Source organism: Clostridia bacterium (genome assembly GCA_017438525.1).
Lineage (GTDB): Bacteria > Bacillota > Clostridia > Oscillospirales > RGIG8002 > RGIG8002.
This window is the reverse complement of record JAFRVI010000004.1, coordinates 55,614-73,221: the sequence shown is the minus strand read 5'-3', so window position 1 is coordinate 73,221 and position 17,608 is coordinate 55,614. Positions and strand designations below refer to the sequence as shown.

Sequence of the window (17,608 nt, the reverse complement as noted above, 5' to 3'; positions counted from 1 at the left end):
CCGGAAGCTATACTCTCTTTATCTCGGTTACTCCGCTTATCTTTTCAAGCCGCGCGCAGATCTGCTCCAGATGTGAGGAACTTTCAACCTCGAGTGTTATGTCGGTAACAACGGAGCCGTCTTTGGATAATCTCGAGTTGACAAACGTGAGGAGTAAATGCATCTGAGCGCAAAGCTGAGTTATATCCGCAAGGAGCCCGTATCTGTCGTGAGCGATTATCTTTATCGATGCAATGAAACGTTCGTTTGCGCTTGCAGCCCAGGAAGCGCTTAAAATGCGCTCGTTGCCGTTGGTTTTAATGTGATCGTTGATAACACGGCAGTCTTTTCTGTGGACGGAAACGCCGTATCCGCGCGTTACAAAGCCAATAATGTCGTCACCGGGCACGGGATTGCAGCATTTGGCGAATTTGACAAGGCAATTATCCAGCCCTTCTATGATCACGCCGCCCGAGATCTTCTTCTGCGCGGAAACAGCGTGGGATTGTATTGCAACATCGCGGAACTGCTTCGTGAATTCTTCTTTAATTTTCGGAATCATTCTCGAAACACTGATGCCGCCGTAGCCGATAGCGTTGAAAAGCTCAGTAGCGTTCGGATACTTATAAATCTGCGCGATCCCGTCTAAAAACTCTTCCCTGCTCTCGTCGGGAACGCTGATAAAGTTCGCGCGAAGCTCAACCTCGAGCATCGATTTACCCTGCTCGATATTCTCCTCACGGCGCTCTTTTTTGAACCATTGACGTATCTTGTTTCTGGCTTCGCTCGTCTTGATTATCTTCAGCCAGTCGCGGCTCGGACCATGGCCTTCGGCAGACGTCGTGATTATCGAAACTATATCGCCGTTTTGCAGTACGTAGTCGAAAGGCACGATTTTGCCCCCGACCTTTGCGCCGACCATGCTGTTGCCGACGCCGCTGTGAATCGCGTATGCGAAGTCTATGACGCATGAACCCGTGGGCAGATTGATGACGTCGCCTTTCGGAGTAAAAACGAAAACTTCGTCGAGGGAAAGGTCGAGCTTCAGTGACTGCATAACGTCTTCGGGATCGTCGTCTTCCTGATTTTCGAGCAGACGTCTTACCCAGGCGAGGCGCTCTTCCAGATCCTTGCTGTTTTTTTCGCCGGACTTATACTTCCAGTGTGCAGCGATTCCGTATTCAGCCGTATAATGCATATCCCATGTGCGTATCTGGACTTCAAAGGGAATGCCTTCGTTGCCGACGACAGTGGTATGTATCGACTGATACATATTCGGCTTCGGTGTGGAAATATAGTCTTTGAAGCGCGATGTAATCGGCGTAAACTCATCATGCACGATGCCGAGTATCGCATAGCAGTCTGCAACCGTATCAACGATGATCCTGTACGCGAAAATATCGTAGATCTCATCAAGAGACTTGCCCTGCATAAACATTTTGCGATAAATCGAATAGACGCTCTTGCGCCTGCCTTCGATATGAAGCTTTATACCGGATGTGGAAAGACGTTCCTCAAGCTTAAGGCGTATGGATTCAAGTATTTTGTCTCGTGACTGACTGCGTTCCTCAAGGGCTTCTTCTATCTCGCGGCAGCCGATGGGATCGAGGACGTGAACGGCTCTGTCTTCGAGTTCGTGTTTTATGCGCTGGATACCAAGCCGGTGCGCAAGCGGGGCGAAGATTTCCATAGTTTCCTTCGCCTTGTCGCGCTGTTTCTGCGGGTCGAGCCCTTCGATCGTACGCATATTGTGGAGGCGGTCTGCAAGCTTTATGATGATAACGCGCGCATCCTTCGCCATCGCGATAAGCATTTTGCGCATATTCTCCACCTGCTGCTCGACGTAAGTGAAGTAAGAGATTTGACCGAGCTTCGTTACACCGTCGACAAGCTCCGCAACCTGATCACCGAACAGCTTGCGAATATCTTCTATCGTCATATCGGTGTCTTCTGCAACATCGTGAAGCAAAGCTGCCATGATCGTCTCGTTATCGAGATTGATATCCGCGAGGATTATGGCGACTTCGACGGGATGATGAATATACAGCTCACCGGTCTTTCGACGTTGTTCACCATGCGCTTTGGATGCGGTGTCAAAAGCAAGCTTTATTCTGTCGTATTCATATGGAAGACCTGTGGAGCGCAGTTTATCTTCAAGTTGGTTCCACATAGTTTCGAGTTCAGACATTTTGTTTTATTCTCCTCAAGAGTTCGGAATGCGAAAGGTCGGTCTTCGGAGCGTCTTTGATCACGCTGAAATCAAGTGAAGAACCGTTGTTGGATACGTTTACGAGCGAAAGCTCGGAAAACACGGAAAGTATTATCAGCAGTTTGAGGGTGGATATCGGTTCACCGATCGCCGAAAGCTCGGAAGCGAACGCATCGGGGCGGATAATGCCCTCTCCGGAACGAAGAAGCGCCCTGTAAACGCGCTCAAAGTCGGAAAAACCGGGGACATCGTTTTTGTCCTCAAGCATACCGCTTGCCTTAACGACTCTGAAACGCTCGATATCAGCGTCGAATGTGCCGGCAGGCGAAATATCTTTGACAATGATTTGGAGGTTCTCCTGTCCGTTATACTCGTTTATGCCGAGCGTGAACGCGACATCGACAGCGTCGCCGACGGAAACATCAAGACCTTCGGGAATCGCATTGTAATAAATCGCATCGTATCCGAGACGTCCGCATCGCAGGGATATGCGGGTATGCTTTTCACCGACAAGCTTCAGGTACGTAAGTTTTGCGTCGCAGAGTATGAAAACCGGCTGCGCATTTCCCTCTCCATAAGGTTCAAGCACCCCGATACTCCTCACGGTATCAATAGAAAGCTCGTCGGGGTATATTTCCGTGTCTATTTCCAGTTGCCTCGGAGGAATATCGATCTGCGAGGTAATCTCGTTGATCTTCTTTCGGAATTCGGGGATCTTTTCAATTTCGATACCGAGTCCGACCGCATACTCATGCCCGCCGAAATTTGTCAGCAGCTCTGAACAGTCGGATACGGCTTTATGTATAGAGAATCCGGATACGCTTCTCCCGGATCCTTTACCGGTCCCGTTGGCAAGGGTGAAAAGTATAGCGGGTTTTTCATATTTCTCGGTAATCTTTGCCGCAACGATGCCGATAACACCCTGGTGCCAGCTTTCGTTATAGAGTACTATAATTTTATCATCTTTATAGCTCTCGTCACTTTCGACTGTTTCAACTGCCTGGCGGAATATCTCGGCTTCGGTTTCCTGCCGCGTCTTGTTCAGTGAGCAGAGTTTTTCGGCTATCAGTCCGGCAGCGTATTCGTCATCTTCGAGCAGAAGCTTCAACGCGGTTTCGGCACTCTCTATCCTGCCGGCAGCATTCATCCTCGGAGCGAGTATGAAAGAAACCGAGAATGAGTTGAATCGGTTTGCAGATACGCCGGCTTTACTCATGAGTTGAGAAAGACCGACATTTACGCCTGAACGGATATATTGCATTCCTTTGATAACGAGATTGCGGTTTTCGCCTGTGACGGGCATCATGTCCGCGAGCGTACCGAGCGCGGCAAAGGCGATGTATTCCTCGTTATGCTCCTTGACTCCAAGAGCGCAGATAAGCTTATAAGCAACTCCGACTCCCGAAAGCTTTGAATAAGGATACGCGTCTCCGGGACGCTTGGGATTGATTACAGCAGTGCAGTCGGGGATGGTCTCCCCAACTTCATGATGGTCTGTAACTATCATATCGAGGTTGATGGACCTTGCGAACTCCGCCTCTTCAACAGCCGTGATACCACAGTCAACTGATATAACGAGAGAGCATCCGAGCTCCTTTAGGCGCCGCAGCGTGTCTACACTGATGCCGTATCCCTCGCCGTCGCGGGACGGAATATGATAGATTACGCGTACACCGGCGCGCGAAAAATACTTGAATAAAATTGCAGTGGCGGTTATTCCGTCCACGTCATAGTCTCCGATTATCCCGATAGTTTCATCAGAACACATTGCATCGCGTATTCTCGCGACGGCCCTGTCCATATCAGTCATAAGCATCGGATCCGGCTCGGATTCGTGCTTCGGGGAAAGGAATTCTTCCGCTTCCGCGGTGTCCTTAAAACCGCGCGAAGCGAGCACGCTCGCGGTTACGCGCGATAAATGCAGTTCGGACATGATCGAACGCTCCGCGGTTTTGTCGGGGATCTTGACTATCCAGTTCTTTCGCATAACTTCCCTCTTATATCGTAAAACTTCATTAACTAACCAAAAGCGCGGGAAGGTGCTTCCCGCCGGAGTATAGCATCATCTCTCGCCCGAATTGAGCGAGAGATGATGCGGTATTGAATCACATGCTATTTAATTTCCACATTAACTGCCGGGGCGGATGCGCCGTCGGAAACGTAGACCCAGACGTTCTGGAGCTCACCGAAATTGATGGAAACCGGGTATTCGCGTACGCCGGCAGATGTGGCGGAAAGTGTTACCGCAGCTTCAACTCCGTTACTCTTTGCGAGTTTAACTGAAGCAGAAGAACCGCAAATCGTCACACGGAGCGACTTTGAAGTTATGGCCGCGGTCTTACCGGACGGGACGTTCTTCAGGATGATATCTTCCGGCAGAATGGTTATGCTGTCTGTCGTCATTCCCGTGAATTCGATTGTAACGCCAACAGTTGTTATACCGGAAATATTCGTAACGCCGGTAGGCATATCAAGCGTAAATTCAGTCGTGTAGCTTCTGGAATAAATCCTTGAGAAATCCAGCGTGCCGATCGTTATAGACGATATCTCCTCATAAACGTCGTCGACAGCTGCGATCTCAATATCCTCAAGCTCGGAGTAGGTTTCATCGCCTATCGAATAGGTCAGCTTGTAATAGTCGTCTGTAAGCATCGGCGTGTTCGTGAAATCAAGCTTCAGTTCAACGACCTTACGCCTGATGATCGGCACGGATACGGTAACCTTATCGACATCCGCAGTTGCGGAGGCAAAGTCGACATCCTCGCCATTTGCGTCAACGAAGCGAATCGGACAGTCCCTAAAGTCGATAATACCGACGCTGTCCTCTTCAATCTGAACATCGACCACAGCCCTCGATACGCCATCGATGACCGCCTTCGGGCCGGTAATCTTGACACTGTCGGTTGAAAGGGATGGAGAAGCGATATAATACCCTTCCGGAGCAGCGTATCCGCCGTCGTCAACTTCGATCAGAAGCGTCTTGCTCTCAGTAACGTCGAGAACAATAGTAGTAGTCGCGGGCGAAACGGAGATTATCTTAACGAACTCGCTGTTCGACGATACTTCTATCGCTTTTTCATAAGTGCCGGATTTTGTTTCGCCGGTCAGATCGATCTCCGCAGTAACGCTTTCGGTGTTAAGCGACGGGACTTGACTGCGCGGCGCTTTTACTTCAACGTCAACGGTTTCAATCTTGCCGGAAACTATTGAAAGCGATACAGCGTCCTGCGAGCTTGTATTTATGCGAACTGGGACTTTTTGTATGACGATGGTGGTATCGGGATTGGCGTAGATGATTACAGCGGCCCAGAGGGCAACGGCAACAACGAACGAAATGATATAAAGCAGTATCTTGTCTTTTGTAAACCACGACTTAGCTTTAGCTTTGAGATCGGTTTTCATTATTGCTTGCCCCCTTTCTGCGAACGGAAGAACCTCCCGCGTTCGCCGGTGTTCTGAAGCAGTATCGTTCTCAACTTGGAGTTGAGCTGGTCCTTTGAAAGATTTTTCTGCAGACCGCCGCCGAGGGCAACGGAGATATAGCCGGTCTCTTCAGATACGATTATCACGACGGCGTCGCTGTTTTCGCTCATACCGATTGCGGCACGGTGACGCGTGCCAAGCTCCGCGCTGATCGTCATGTTCTGTGAAAGCGGAAGCAAGCAGCCGGCTGCGCAGAGCTTGTTGTCACGGATAACAGCAGCTCCGTCGTGAAGCGCGGCGCCCTTGAAAAAGATATTCTCAAGAAGCCGTGCGGAAATATCCGCGTCGATCGAGGTACCTGTCGCTATGATGTCGCCGATCGGTGTCGTACGCTCTATAACGATCAGCGCGCCGGTTTTCGTCTCTTTGAAGTATCCGACCGCCTCGCAAATGGAGTCGATCATATTGAGCGTTTTGATATCAGCATCTTCACCGGAAGATCTGAATCCGAAGAATTTGCGTAAACGTCTGCCGCCGAGGCGTTCAAGCGCACGCTTCAGCTCAGGTTGGAACAAAACGATAAGGGCAAACAAACCAATTTCAAGCGTGTTGCGGAGGATGAAGTTCAAGCTCCGCAGCTCAAGCCAACCGGAAACGAAAAACGCCGCAACGAGCAACGCCACGCCCTTCAAAAGCTGAATGGCACGGGTTTCTTTGAAAAGCTTGATCGCTTTATACACGACGAAAGCAACGATCAGTATGTCGAGTAAGTCGTTCCACTGAACGTATATCGGCGATAAACCGAATAGTTGTATCGTCATACCCGATTTGTCTTCCTTTCTCTTTATGCTTGAAAATCAACAGTTTAAAAGGTCTGTAGTTTCCTGCTTATATTTTAGCATACATTTTCCTAATACGCAAATAGTTTTGTAGATTATTTTAATATTTTTTGCGTGATTTTGAGGAAATAATCGATTTCGCGCGCCGTATTGAACGCTCCGACACTCAAACGGACCGTTCCGTACTCTGAAGTACCGAGTTTCGCATGGGCGTCGGGCGCACAATGGTATCCTGCGCGAAGGCATATTCCGTAATTATCATAAAGCCGTGCGGCTTCAAATGAAGTCTTCCCTTTCAGGTTGAACGTAAGCACCGGCGAGTCGTTCAAGGAAGGCGCGGAAGTGTAAAGAATAACCCCGTTTATGCTTTCGAGCCCGCGATACGCTCTTTGAACAAGAGAAATCTCGCGCTTGTGAAGGTTCTCTGCTCCGATAGAATTCAAATAGCTTATCCCCTCACGTAGTCCGCTGATCGCGGGAACGTTCAGCGTCCCGCTTTCAAGCGCGTCCGGAGTGTAATCCGGCTGATCCGGAGATAACGAATTGCTCCCTGTCCCGCCGACAAGCAAAGGTTTAGGCGCTGCACCGTTTATAATGATAAAGCCGGTGCCTTGCGGTCCGTACAGTCCCTTGTGTCCGGGCGCGCACAAATAATCTATTTTATCTGCATCAACGTTGATTTTCAGGTAACCGGCCGACTGCGCGGCGTCAACGATGACGCGCGTTCCCGCCATGTGCGCGGCAACGCATATTTCGCGCAACGGTATCGTTTTGCCGCATACGTTTGACGCGTGTGAAACAACAAGCCATTCCGCGCCGTCGGCAAGCATTTTTTTGAACTCCGCGAGTGTTGCGTCGGCGCTGTCAAAGTCCACCTTTGCTTTTCTGACGGTTACCCCGTTCAGACGATGAAGCGGGCGTCTGACGGAATTATGCTCATAATCTGTGGTAATAACGCGGTCTCCGGAATTAATCAATCCGAAAATGCAGGTGTTAAGCGCCGCGGTTGTGTTATTCGTAAACACAACGCTGTCTGTTGACGGCGCGTTAAAGAATTCTTTGATTGCCTTTCTGCAACGGTAAACTTCGGCGTCGGCGGCGCGGGCAAGCGCGTGCCCTCCCCTGCCGGGATTGCCGCAGCGCCTTCGCGCCGTATTGATAACGGCGTTAATAACGGCGTTCGGCTTTGGAAAAGTCGTCGCCGCGTTATCAAAGTATATCAATTCAATCACTCACTTCATATTTGAAGGCGTGTGCATCAAGTATCCGTTCCGCTTCGGAAAAGCTGCCGCTGTTCAGCACAAGTTCTATACAGCAACCGCATCTTGCGTTTCCTCCGCGTACCGGACGGGAAATTATGCCATGAGATTTCAAAACGTCCGCGGCGTTGAGCGCGGTCGACATTGAACGGAAAATAATCTTTTTCATATTGATCACCCGTCTATTATATGCGGCTCCGCCGTGTGCGGGATCGGCCCGCGGCTTTATCGTGATAATAAAAAAACGCCTTTCGCGGAGCGTATGGCTCGCGCAAAAGGCGCAGCGTTAAAGAATTATAAGAATTGTTACGTTTTGCCGTTTAACGTGCAAACGGCAGTTGCCGAAATGCCTTCGCCTGAACCGGTGAAACCGAGTCCTTCCTCCGTGGTCGCCTTGACACTCACGCACCCGGTCTCGATCCGGCACGCCGAAGCGATATAGCGTCTCATTTCATCGATAAACGGAGCAAGCTTCGGGCGCTGCGCAATGATCGTAACATCTATATTGCCGATTGTATACCCGTTGTCAAAAACAATGTCAACGACGGTGTTCAGCAGATTCATACTGTTTGCGCCTGCGTATTTGTCGTCGTTGTCCGGGAAAAGTCCGCCGATATCTCCGAGCGCCGCGGCTCCGAGTAAGGCGTCCATAAGCGCGTGCAGCGCGACGTCGGCATCTGAATGCCCGAGCAATCCTTTTTCGAACGGAACGTCAACGCCGCAAAGAATCAGCTTTCTGCCTTCGACGAGGCGGTGTACGTCATATCCGAAACCGGTTCTTATCACTTTATTATCCCCTTCCGCAAGGAATGTACCGTATTTCAAGTCTGACGGCACGGTGATTTTGATATTCTCCTCGTCGCCGCCGCAAACTGCGACGTTTTCACCTGCCTCCTCAAGCATGGCGCAGTCGTCCGTGAATCCGCTGTCGGCAAACTTGTCAAGCGCTTTGACGTAAAGCTCCGTTTTGAAGATCTGCGGTGTTTGCACACGGTAAACGGCGCTTCTGTCTACTGTTCCGGTAACGACTCCGTCCGAGACGGTTTTAAGAGTGTCAAAAGAAGGTATAACAGGAACAGCAGATCCGTGTTCATACGCGGTTTCGGCACATTCATTAATCAGTTTTTGCGAAACGAACGGTCTGGCGCCGTCGTGAATGGCGATATACTCGCAATCGGAAAGCCGGTTCACGCCGTTTCTGACGGATTCAGCGCGCGTTTCGCCGCCCGCGACGACCGCCTTCAGCTTTGAAATGCCGCAGCCGTCAAGGATTTCCCTGACGGCGGCGACGTTATCACTTTTTGCAACTACAACGATTTCGGAAACGTTACCGTTCGCCTCGAAGGCAAGACAAGTTCGCGCTATCACCGGCATACCGCCGACGAGCGCAAGCATCTTATCGATTCCGCCCATCCTGGCGGAGCTTCCCGCGGCGGCGATAACCGCTCCGATACGTCCGGTCATAGCGACATACCGAGTTCGACGGCTTTGACGTTGGAGGGTATCAGGTGCGCTTTCTTTTCGGGAACGGCCTTTTTAAGTCCGGCCTCGATTTCCGGAACGCCGAAAATGCTGGTCTCTTTAAGAACCTTGCCGAGCATTATCATGTTGGCGAGACCTTTCAGGTCGTTGTTTCTCGCGAGTTCGGTCGCGGGGATCGCGAATGATTCCACGCCTTCCACTTCCTCCCACTCGGAAATGAGCGAGCTGTCGAGGAATATCTTGCCACCCTTTTTCACGCAGCCCTTAAACTTGTCGTAAGAGGGCTGGTTCATCACGATGATCATATCGGGACGCGTCACGAGCGGAGAAGCGACGGGCTCTTCGCAGAGGCAGACGGTGCAGTTGGCGGTGCCGCCGCGCATTTCGGGGCCGTATGACGGCAGGTGCGAAACGTTGATGCCGTCAACCATTCCCGCGTAAGCGAGCACCTTGCCGGTGAAGAGTATACCCTGCCCGCCGAAACCGGCGATTATGATACTGGTGTCAATCATTTCGCTTCCTCCTCTGCGGTGACGTCTTTATAAACGCCGAGCGGATAATACGCCATGAGATTCTCGCGAAGCCACTCAAGCGCTTTGACCGGGGTGAGTCCCCAGTTTGTCGGACAGGTAGAAAGGAATTCGACGAGCGAAAGGCCCTTCTTCTCCTGCTGCATGGTGAACGCCTTGCGTATGGCTTCTTTAGCGTGGCGGACGTTCTTGACGCAGTCGACCGCGACTCTTTCGACGTAAGCCGTGCCGGTAACCGTAGCCATCATTTCGCATACGCGGATGGGGTTGCCGGAATACTTGACGTCACGGCCGTAGGGAGTGGTCTGCGTGACCTGTCCGGGCAGACTCGTGGGAGCGACCTGACCGCCGGTCATACCGTAGATAGCGTTGTTGACGAAGAAAATGCATATATTCTCTCCGCGCGCGCCGGAATGGATAGTTTCGGCGGTACCGATCGCGGCGAGGTCTCCGTCTCCCTGATAGGTGAAGACGGTCTTGTCGGGATGCGCTCTCTTAACGCCGGTAGCGACTGCCGGAGCGCGTCCGTGAGGCGCCTGGATCATATCGCAGGAGAAGAAGTTATACGCGAGGACGGAGCATCCGACCGGCGCGATACCGATGGTATCGCCGGCGAGTCCCATCTCGTCAACGACCTCCGCGACGAGGCGCGTGATTATTCCGTGAGTGCAGCCGGGGCAATACGACAGCGGCGCATCGGTCAGCATACTTGTCTTTTTGAATACGATGCTCATTTCGCACCTCCGTTGATCTTTTCAAGCTCGGCGATAATCTCTTCCGCCGTGGGAACGATTCCGCCGGTGCGGCCGAAGAAGTATACGGGCTTTTTGCCGTTGACGGCGAGACGGACGTCGTCGACCATCTGCCCCATATTCATTTCGACCGAAAGGAACGCTTTTGCCGTTTCGGCACGCTTCGCTATGATCTTTTTCGGGAACGGCCAAAGCGTGATGGGCCGAATTAGTCCCGCCTTTATTCCCATATCTCGCGCGGTATTGATCGCGCTTTTGGCGACTCTGGAGGTAGCGCCGAACGCGGTTATGATGATATCGGCGTCCTCGGTCTTATACTCTTCGTAACGGACCTCGTTTTCCTCTATCTGCGCGTAGCGCTCATATCTCGCTCTCACCTTGTTTTCAAGCTCCGCAGGGTCGAGGTAAAGCGAGTTGATGATATTGTGCTCACGCTTGTTTCCGTGACCGCAGGCGGCCCAGGGCTTATCGGCCGCCGAGACTTCCTTCGGCTCGGGAAGCTCCACGGGCTCCATCATCTGCCCCAGTATGCCGTCGCCGAGGATAAGGCAAGGCATACGGTATTTTTCCGCGAGATCGAAGGCGTTATAGGTGATATCCGCCATCTCCTGAACTCCGGACGGAGCGAGGACGATGACGTGAAGATCGCCGTGGCCGGGGGCTTTCGTCGCCTGATAATAGTCGGACTGAGAGGGCTGAATTCCGCCGAGTCCGGGGCCGCCGCGCTCGATATTCATAATAACGCACGGAACGTCGGAACCGCAGATATAAGAAATACCCTCGGTTTTAAGACTGATTCCGGGCGAAGACGAAGAAGTCATCGCTCTCGCGCCTGAGCCGCCGGCTCCGAGCACCATGTTTATAGCGGCAATTTCGCTCTCCGCCTGGAGATACGTTCCGCCTATTTTGGGCATACGCTTCGCGAAATACGCCGCGACTTCCGTCTGAGGCGTTATCGGATAGCCGAAGAAGTGTCTGCAGCCGGCTCTTATCGCCGATTCCGCAACGGCTTCGTTGCCCTTCATCAATACTTTTTCGCTCATTCTGTCATCTTCCTTTCTACTTTTCGACAGTTATAGCCGTATCCGGGCACATGGTCGCGCAGAAGGCGCAGCCGATGCAGCTTTTCTCGTCGGTCATTTCGGCGACGGGATAGCCCTTTTTGTTGAATTTGCTGTCAGAGAGTTTGATTATCTTTTTCGGACAGGCGTCCGCGCAAAGACCGCATCCCTTACAGACGTTTTCGTCTACTGTGATTTTTGCCATTTTCTTACTTCCCTTCAGATTGAGTATATGTCAACGATCATTGATCGTTGTGGCCTTACCAATAACGCTTTGTCGTTATTTGAATCGTCATAACGGGAGAATCGACATCTCCGCATTCGATACCGGTCTCTACGGAGGTATAAAGCAACGGGAGATTTGACGCCTCGGAAAGAGATTTCGCTTTTTCGACCGATTCTCTGACGAGCTCGGCGGTAGTCTCGGCGCCGAGGTTGGTGTTGTTAATGATTCCGGTAAACGGCAGTTTGCCCGCGTTCTCGATATCACGCATGAGCTCGATATTATCAGCGGTTGTCAACGTCAGCGTGCGCATGAAGTTGACAACGTACCAATGCTGCCAGGAACCGCTTTTCGCTATTCCCTCGGCATATTGACCGAGCGCGAACGCGCCGGAATCGTCGCCGCCGACGTCCACGATAACGTTGTCGTAGATTCCGGTATAGATATTGCTGAATTCGCCGGTCAGCGCAGGTGTATCAAGATTCGTATTAGCGAACACGGGAGCAACGACGGTGATACCGTCGGCACGCATTTTATCCGTGAAGTCTGCGGTACGGAAATACGGATTAACGACGTCAAGATCGAATATCGCCGCGCTTCCCTCTTTCAGAAGCTTATACGCCAGATTTATTGAAATATTCGTTTTGCCGCAGCCGTAGTGACCGCTGATTACGTATATGCTCATTGTGATTCCTTATGCGAGTTTTGCGGCTATACGAAGGACCCGCAAAGCGTCGGAAACGGTGATTTCGCCGTCTCCGTCCATATCGCCGATGCGTATTGCTTCGGACGTTTCCGGAACAAGCTTCGCGGCGATGCGAAGAACCGCAAGAGCGTCCGCGACCGTTACTTCGCCGTCTCCGTCCATATCGCCCTGTATAAATGCCGAATTAACCACTGTGAACGCTATCGTAACGACAACATTATCATTAGTTACTACAAGCAGATGTTCTCCCTCGGCGGTTATCTCCGTACCTTTGACATATTCTTCGCCGTCGAGCGTAGCTGATGTCGCAGTCTTCCAACTCGCCGCCGGCGCACCGTCCGCGAGATCATAAACGGCTCCGTCTTCTACGCCGGTAACCTTAGGATCGGCGGCGGTAGGATGCGCGAGGACAGGTTCGGAAAGCGCCGATTCTCCGACGGCATTCACCGCGGAAATGCGGATCTCGTATTCCCGACCGTTGACAAGTTTCCCGACTCGCGCGGTCAATCCCGAACTCGTCGTTGAAAGCTCCCCATTGACATACACATTGTATGAAATCATCGGAAGATCGCCTTTGTCAGTCATTTTCCAGGAAATAATAGCGCTTTTCGATGCATCCCTTACTTCGAGACTGTGCGGGATACCCGGGACGCGTCCGGGATAGGCCTGAATATGCTCCGCGACTTTTTGCGCGATGAAGTCGTATCCGGATTCCTCGGGATGCACGTAGTCGTCGCGGAATTTATCCTTCTGATCTGCGGTCAGAGTGTGCATATCGATAACCGGACAGTCCTTTTCCGCGGCTACTTCCTTTTGAAGTCCGGATATTTCGGTTACTCTTGCGGGAACGATGCCGTAACTCCCGTTTTCGAAAACCGTGGGGGATGTCATTACGTAAACGGTCGGATGAGTAGGAAGCGCGCGGTAGGTATCAATCAGATCGGAAAGCTCGCTTTTGAACTTGTTTATTCTCGGATTACTGCCTTCCCAGTTAAACTCCTTGCCGTCGTTCGTGCCGAGCATGATAACGACTATGTCGCAATCGTACTGCAGACTCTGCTGATAAATATCAAGACTGATATACGGCTTCTTGCCGTCAGAAAGCATGGTAGCGCTTCCCTCGCCGAAATTCGTCACCTCATAGTTGGAGCCCAAATATCCCTCGAGCTTTGTCGGATAACTCATCGAGCTCGTAAGCCCGTAGCCGTACGTTATGCTGTCGCCGATGCAAGCTACTTTGATCACCTGCGCCGCTTCGGCAACGAACGGCGCAAACGCGCAAACGGAAATGACTATCGAAAGCAAAACCAGTAATGACAGCGCTTTTTTCATATCCTTACCCTTTCTTACGCGAGCTTAGCGGCGATACGAAGAACTCTCAAAGCGTCGGAAACCGTAATCGCGCCGTCGGCGTCCATATCTCCGACGCGGAGAGCGTCGGGTGTTTCGTCGGCAAGTTTCGCCGCGATGCGGAGTACCGCGAGAGCGTCCGCGACGGTGATCTCGCCGTCGCCGTCCATATCACCTGCGGCGGTTTCGCGAGCGATAACCGTAAAGGTGACAGTAACGGTTACGTTTTCGTTAGTGATGACGAGGACGTGCTCGCCCGGGGCGGTTATTTCGGTATCTTTAGCGTATTCAGCGCCGTCGAGGGTTGCGGACGTTGCTTTTTTCCAGCTTGCCTTCGGCGGTGCGACCTCGGAGAGATCGTAAACGCCGCCGTCTTCAACGCCGGTAACCTTCGGATCGTCCGCCGTCGGTTCGAGTATTACGACCTCGGACCGCTCTGATTCGCCGTTTGCGTTAAGCGAAGTAACCGTCATTTCATAAGTAACGCCGTTCGTAAGCTTAGTTACGGTAAACGTTGTGCTGCGGCTGTTTCCGTAGAATTCGCCGTTAATGTAGACGTTGAACGAGAGAAGCGGCAGTCCGCCCTTCGGTCCGGTGCTCCACATAACGATAGACCTTCCGCTGGAGTTTCTTAAAACGTAAGGGTCTTTCGGAGCTCCGGGAAGCGTTCCCTCGTTAGCGACGATAATATCGTCGATGTAATCGGCGATCAAGGCGTATCCATCGGCATTCGGGTGGATTTTATCCTCGAAATACTGCTCCATATCCGCGGTGAACGTGTGCAGGTCTATAAGCGGAGCGTTGATCTCCTCTGCAACTTCACGCTGAAGCTGCGCGATCGTATCGACGTTAGATGGTATGAAGTCGTGGTGGCATCCCTCGAAAAGCGTCGGGGACGTCATAATGAACACCGTGGGTTTGCTCGGCAGATCGCGGTATGTCTGAACAAGTTGTTTCAGTTCGCGCTTCAGAACGGCCGGAGAAGAATCGGGATGCCAGTTATAATACTTGGCGTCGTTCGTGCCGAGCATTATCAGAACGATATCGCCTTCATATTCAAGACTCGGCTGATACTCGATATATTGCGTATAAGGGGTATCTCCGGTGCTCATAAGCGTCTTGCCGCCCGCGCCGAAGTTCCTGACTTCGTAGTTTTCCTGAAGAAGCACGCCGAGCTGCGACGGGAAGCTTCGCGGATCGTCGAGACCGTATCCGTATGTAATGCTGTCGCCTACGCATGCGATTTTCGCCTTGTAAACGGCTTTAACCTCTGTCGGAAGGATAATGAGAAGCGACATCATGAGCGATAACGCTGTAATAAGCGAAACCAATCTTTTCACACGCTGCCCCCCTTTCGGTTGTGAATATAAAATGAAAAGATTTATCACGCAAGTTTCGCGGCGATGCGCAGTACCGCGAGAGCGTCCGCGACGGTGATCTCGCCGTCGCCGTCCATATCTCCAATACGCAGAGCGTCGGGTGTCTCATCAGCAAGTTTCGCGGCAATGCGCAGTACCGCGAGCGCGTCCGCGACGGTGATCTCGCCGTCGCCGTCCATATCTCCGGGCATAAAGGATGAATCAATAACCGTGAAGGTTACGGAAACGACGACGTTATCATTTGTAACGACAAGAGTATGTTCGCCTAAAGTTGTTATTTCCGTGTCTTTCACGTATTCGTTACCGTCGAGAGTGGCTGAAGTAGCCGTTTTCCAGCTCGCCTTCGGCGCTCCGTCCGCGAGGTCGTAAACGACTCCGTCGGCAACGCCTGTGACTTTCGGGTCCGCCGCGGTCGGTTGAAGCTGCACGGTTTCCGAAAAAACGGATTCGCCGAGCGAATTGACGGCGGTCACGTTGAAATCATATACGCTGCCGTTGGTGAGGTTTTTCGCGGTGTAAGTCATGCGTTCGAAGTCCGCGATGAATTCGCCGTCTATGTAGACCTTGAAATTAAGCGTAGGCAGTCCGCCCTTATTGCCGGTCGTCCAGGAAACGATCGACCTGCCGCTGCCGTTGCTCACGACTCTGACGTCAACAGGCGCGGAAGGCGCTGTGAAAGTCGGCACAAGCTCATTATATACAAGCTGCGCCAAACGGGCGTAGCCCGCCTGATTCGGGTGGATGTTATCACTGAAATAAGTTCCCATATCAGCCGTGAGCGTGTGCATATCGATAAGCGGAGCGTTGAGATCCGCGGCGACCTCGCGCTGCAGTTCCGCTATCGTGTCGACATTGGCGGGAACGATGTTATAAGCGCCGTTGTTGAACGCGGTCGGCGAAGTCAGCACATAAACCGTCGGATGACTCGGCAGATTGCGATAAACCTCGATAAGCGCCTCCAGATCGGTCTTGAACTGCTGCGGACTATCCTCTTTCCAGTTCGTGGTGCTCGGATCGTTCGTAACCTTCGCGTCGTTGGTACCGAGCATTATCAGAACTATATCAGCGTCATATTCAAGACTTTCACGATAGAGCTCGCCGGGAGCGGAAATATAAGGATAATCCGCGGTGCTCATCAGCGTTCTGCCGCTGTCTCCGAAGTTCTTTACCTCGTAGTTCTCGCCGAGCAGAGCTTCAAGCTGCTTCGGATAGCAGCGGGGGTCATCGAGGCCCTGTCCGTCGGGATAGCCGTATCCCGGTATAAAGCCGCCGTCAGTAATGCTGTCGCCTATGCAGGCGATTTTTACTTTATATAATGCTTTCGCGGTTACCGGCGAGATTATAAAAAGCGACGCCGCTATCGAAAGGGCAATTATGACGGAAAAGAATCTTTTCATTCCAAAATCTCCTTTTAGTATTGCAAAATGAGGATTCGACGCTTATAATATACTTAACAACTCAAAGAAAGACGCTTACGCCTACTCTATCATCTCATTATATCACGACGAAATGCACTTTTCAATAATAAAATCAAGTTTTTAGAGGTTTTTATGAGTACGCTCGCAACTATCGAAAGAACACATCCCGCCCCGCTTCCGTCCCCCTTTGCGACTGATGAAATCAAGAAACTCGCAGACTATCATACTCATACCGAAGCGTCGCCGGATTCTAAAGAGAATATATTCAACGTCTGTTCCGCCGCAGTCAAAGCCGGGCTTGCCGAGATCTGTATTACAGACCACTATGACTGCGGATATAAAGAGTGCCGCGACGTCCTCGCCGCGTCCTACGCTTCAATAGCGCGGGCGGCGCTTGAATTCGAACCGGTGTTGAAGGTAAAGAGAGGCGCCGAGGTCGGCGAAGCCACGCAGAATCACGACGATGAGCGTTATCTGCTCGACAACTACAAGTTCGACTGCCTGCTCGGGTCGATGCACAATATCCGCGGAAACGTCGACTTCTATTTTATGGAAGCCCTTCCCGATCCCGAAGGCATGCTGAAGATGTATTTTGAGGAGATTATCGAAATGTGCGAGACCTGCGATTTCGACGTGCTCGCGCATCTGACCTATCCCATGCGGTACAAAGGTTTCCTCGGGATAAAAGACCTTTCCCTTTTCGACAAAGAAATAAGCCGCATCTTCCGCCTCGTAGTCGATTCAGGCAGAGCGCTGGAAATCAACACCGGCGGAGTTCGCAATCACGACTATCGCGTCACTGATCCCTGGCCTGACCTCGTTCGGCTCTATAAATCTTTCGGCGGCGAAATGATCACGATCGGCTCCGACGCACACACTGCCGACGTCGTCGCCGCGGATTTCAACGTTGCCGTCGATATCGCGAAGGCGGCAGGATTCACCCATTACACCGTCTATAATGACCGCAAGCCAAAGCTTGTCGAATTCTGATTAACGAA

15 protein-coding genes are annotated in these 17,608 nt (G+C 51.8%); 1 reads left to right on the top strand and 14 read right to left on the bottom strand.

What is annotated here, in order from left to right:
• Positions 1–7: 7 nt before the first annotated feature.
• The 14 genes from IJL83_00630 to IJL83_00565 form a co-directional block, all read right to left on the bottom strand.
• Positions 8–2,167, bottom strand: coding sequence for a bifunctional (p)ppGpp synthetase/guanosine-3',5'-bis(diphosphate) 3'-pyrophosphohydrolase (locus tag IJL83_00630; GenBank protein ID MBQ6552115.1), 2,160 nt, complete (start codon positions 2,165–2,167; stop codon positions 8–10).
• Positions 2,160–4,175 carry a single-stranded-DNA-specific exonuclease RecJ gene (gene recJ, locus IJL83_00625; GenBank protein ID MBQ6552114.1) on the bottom strand — a complete coding sequence of 672 codons (2,016 nt, stop codon included), beginning with the start codon at positions 4,173–4,175 and terminating at the stop codon, positions 2,160–2,162. The genes IJL83_00630 and recJ overlap by 8 nt, the downstream gene beginning before the upstream one ends.
• Before the next feature lie 125 nt (positions 4,176–4,300).
• Positions 4,301–5,590: a hypothetical protein gene (locus IJL83_00620; GenBank protein MBQ6552113.1), complete on the bottom strand. Its 1,290-nt coding sequence runs from the start codon at positions 5,588–5,590 to the stop codon at positions 4,301–4,303.
• A complete protein-coding gene (gene cdaA / locus IJL83_00615; GenBank protein ID MBQ6552112.1) occupies positions 5,590–6,432 on the bottom strand; it encodes a diadenylate cyclase CdaA in 843 nt (280 codons plus the stop codon). The genes IJL83_00620 and cdaA overlap by 1 nt, the downstream gene beginning before the upstream one ends.
• 113 nt (positions 6,433–6,545) lie before the next feature.
• Positions 6,546–7,682 carry an aminotransferase class V-fold PLP-dependent enzyme gene (locus IJL83_00610; GenBank protein ID MBQ6552111.1) on the bottom strand — a complete coding sequence of 379 codons (1,137 nt, stop codon included), beginning with the start codon at positions 7,680–7,682 and terminating at the stop codon, positions 6,546–6,548.
• A 333-nt stretch (positions 7,683–8,015) separates the two neighbouring features.
• Positions 8,016–9,173 (bottom strand): 2-C-methyl-D-erythritol 2,4-cyclodiphosphate synthase, encoded by a 1,158-nt coding sequence (locus IJL83_00605; GenBank protein ID MBQ6552110.1) that lies wholly within the window; start codon positions 9,171–9,173, stop codon positions 8,016–8,018.
• The gene (locus IJL83_00600; GenBank protein ID MBQ6552109.1) at positions 9,170–9,703 is read right to left on the bottom strand and encodes a 2-oxoacid:acceptor oxidoreductase family protein; all 534 of its coding nucleotides are present in this window, start codon (positions 9,701–9,703) and stop codon (positions 9,170–9,172) included. Before IJL83_00600 ends, IJL83_00605 begins: the two co-directional genes overlap by 4 nt.
• Positions 9,700–10,455, bottom strand: coding sequence for a 2-oxoglutarate oxidoreductase (locus tag IJL83_00595; GenBank protein ID MBQ6552108.1), 756 nt, complete (start codon positions 10,453–10,455; stop codon positions 9,700–9,702). The genes IJL83_00600 and IJL83_00595 overlap by 4 nt, the downstream gene beginning before the upstream one ends.
• Positions 10,452–11,516 (bottom strand): 3-methyl-2-oxobutanoate dehydrogenase subunit VorB, encoded by a 1,065-nt coding sequence (locus IJL83_00590; GenBank protein ID MBQ6552107.1) that lies wholly within the window; start codon positions 11,514–11,516, stop codon positions 10,452–10,454. The genes IJL83_00595 and IJL83_00590 overlap by 4 nt, the downstream gene beginning before the upstream one ends.
• Positions 11,517–11,532: 16 nt before the next feature.
• Entirely contained in the window at positions 11,533–11,739 is a 207-nt protein-coding gene (locus tag IJL83_00585; GenBank protein MBQ6552106.1) for a 4Fe-4S dicluster domain-containing protein, read from the bottom strand.
• 55 nt (positions 11,740–11,794) lie between these two features.
• Entirely contained in the window at positions 11,795–12,442 is a 648-nt protein-coding gene (locus IJL83_00580) for a hypothetical protein (protein ID MBQ6552105.1), read from the bottom strand.
• A 9-nt stretch (positions 12,443–12,451) separates the two neighbouring features.
• Positions 12,452–13,795 carry a hypothetical protein gene (locus tag IJL83_00575; protein ID MBQ6552104.1) on the bottom strand — a complete coding sequence of 448 codons (1,344 nt, stop codon included), beginning with the start codon at positions 13,793–13,795 and terminating at the stop codon, positions 12,452–12,454.
• 14 nt (positions 13,796–13,809) lie between these two features.
• A complete protein-coding gene (locus IJL83_00570) occupies positions 13,810–15,153 on the bottom strand; it encodes a hypothetical protein (protein ID MBQ6552103.1) in 1,344 nt (447 codons plus the stop codon).
• 44 nt (positions 15,154–15,197) lie between these two features.
• On the bottom strand, positions 15,198–16,589 hold the full coding sequence (locus IJL83_00565; protein ID MBQ6552102.1) for a hypothetical protein: 1,392 nt from the start codon (positions 16,587–16,589) through the stop codon (positions 15,198–15,200).
• A gap of 153 nt (positions 16,590–16,742) precedes the next feature.
• Between IJL83_00565 and IJL83_00560 the strand changes: the two genes are divergently transcribed.
• The gene (locus tag IJL83_00560; GenBank protein MBQ6552101.1) at positions 16,743–17,600 is read left to right on the top strand and encodes a histidinol-phosphatase HisJ family protein; all 858 of its coding nucleotides are present in this window, start codon (positions 16,743–16,745) and stop codon (positions 17,598–17,600) included.
• Positions 17,601–17,608: the final 8 nt, after the last annotated feature.

What these genes read in the sequence shown, in the direction of transcription:
- IJL83_00630 (MBQ6552115.1), bottom strand. Translation starts at nt 2,167, where the DNA reads ATGTCTGAACTCGAAACTATGTGGAACCAACTTGAAGATAAACTGCGC.
- recJ (MBQ6552114.1), bottom strand. Translation starts at nt 4,175, where the DNA reads ATGCGAAAGAACTGGATAGTCAAGATCCCCGACAAAACCGCGGAGCGT.
- IJL83_00620 (MBQ6552113.1), bottom strand. Translation starts at nt 5,590, where the DNA reads ATGAAAACCGATCTCAAAGCTAAAGCTAAGTCGTGGTTTACAAAAGAC.
- cdaA (MBQ6552112.1), bottom strand. Translation starts at nt 6,432, where the DNA reads ATGACGATACAACTATTCGGTTTATCGCCGATATACGTTCAGTGGAAC.
- IJL83_00605 (MBQ6552110.1), bottom strand. Translation starts at nt 9,173, where the DNA reads ATGACCGGACGTATCGGAGCGGTTATCGCCGCCGCGGGAAGCTCCGCC.
- IJL83_00600 (MBQ6552109.1), bottom strand. Translation starts at nt 9,703, where the DNA reads ATGATTGACACCAGTATCATAATCGCCGGTTTCGGCGGGCAGGGTATA.
- IJL83_00595 (MBQ6552108.1), bottom strand. Translation starts at nt 10,455, where the DNA reads ATGAGCATCGTATTCAAAAAGACAAGTATGCTGACCGATGCGCCGCTG.
- IJL83_00590 (MBQ6552107.1), bottom strand. Translation starts at nt 11,516, where the DNA reads ATGAGCGAAAAAGTATTGATGAAGGGCAACGAAGCCGTTGCGGAATCG.
- IJL83_00585 (MBQ6552106.1), bottom strand. Translation starts at nt 11,739, where the DNA reads ATGGCAAAAATCACAGTAGACGAAAACGTCTGTAAGGGATGCGGTCTT.
- IJL83_00580 (MBQ6552105.1), bottom strand. Translation starts at nt 12,442, where the DNA reads ATGAGCATATACGTAATCAGCGGTCACTACGGCTGCGGCAAAACGAAT.
- IJL83_00575 (MBQ6552104.1), bottom strand. Translation starts at nt 13,795, where the DNA reads ATGAAAAAAGCGCTGTCATTACTGGTTTTGCTTTCGATAGTCATTTCC.
- IJL83_00565 (MBQ6552102.1), bottom strand. Translation starts at nt 16,589, where the DNA reads ATGAAAAGATTCTTTTCCGTCATAATTGCCCTTTCGATAGCGGCGTCG.
- IJL83_00560 (MBQ6552101.1), top strand. Translation starts at nt 16,743, where the DNA reads ATGAGTACGCTCGCAACTATCGAAAGAACACATCCCGCCCCGCTTCCG.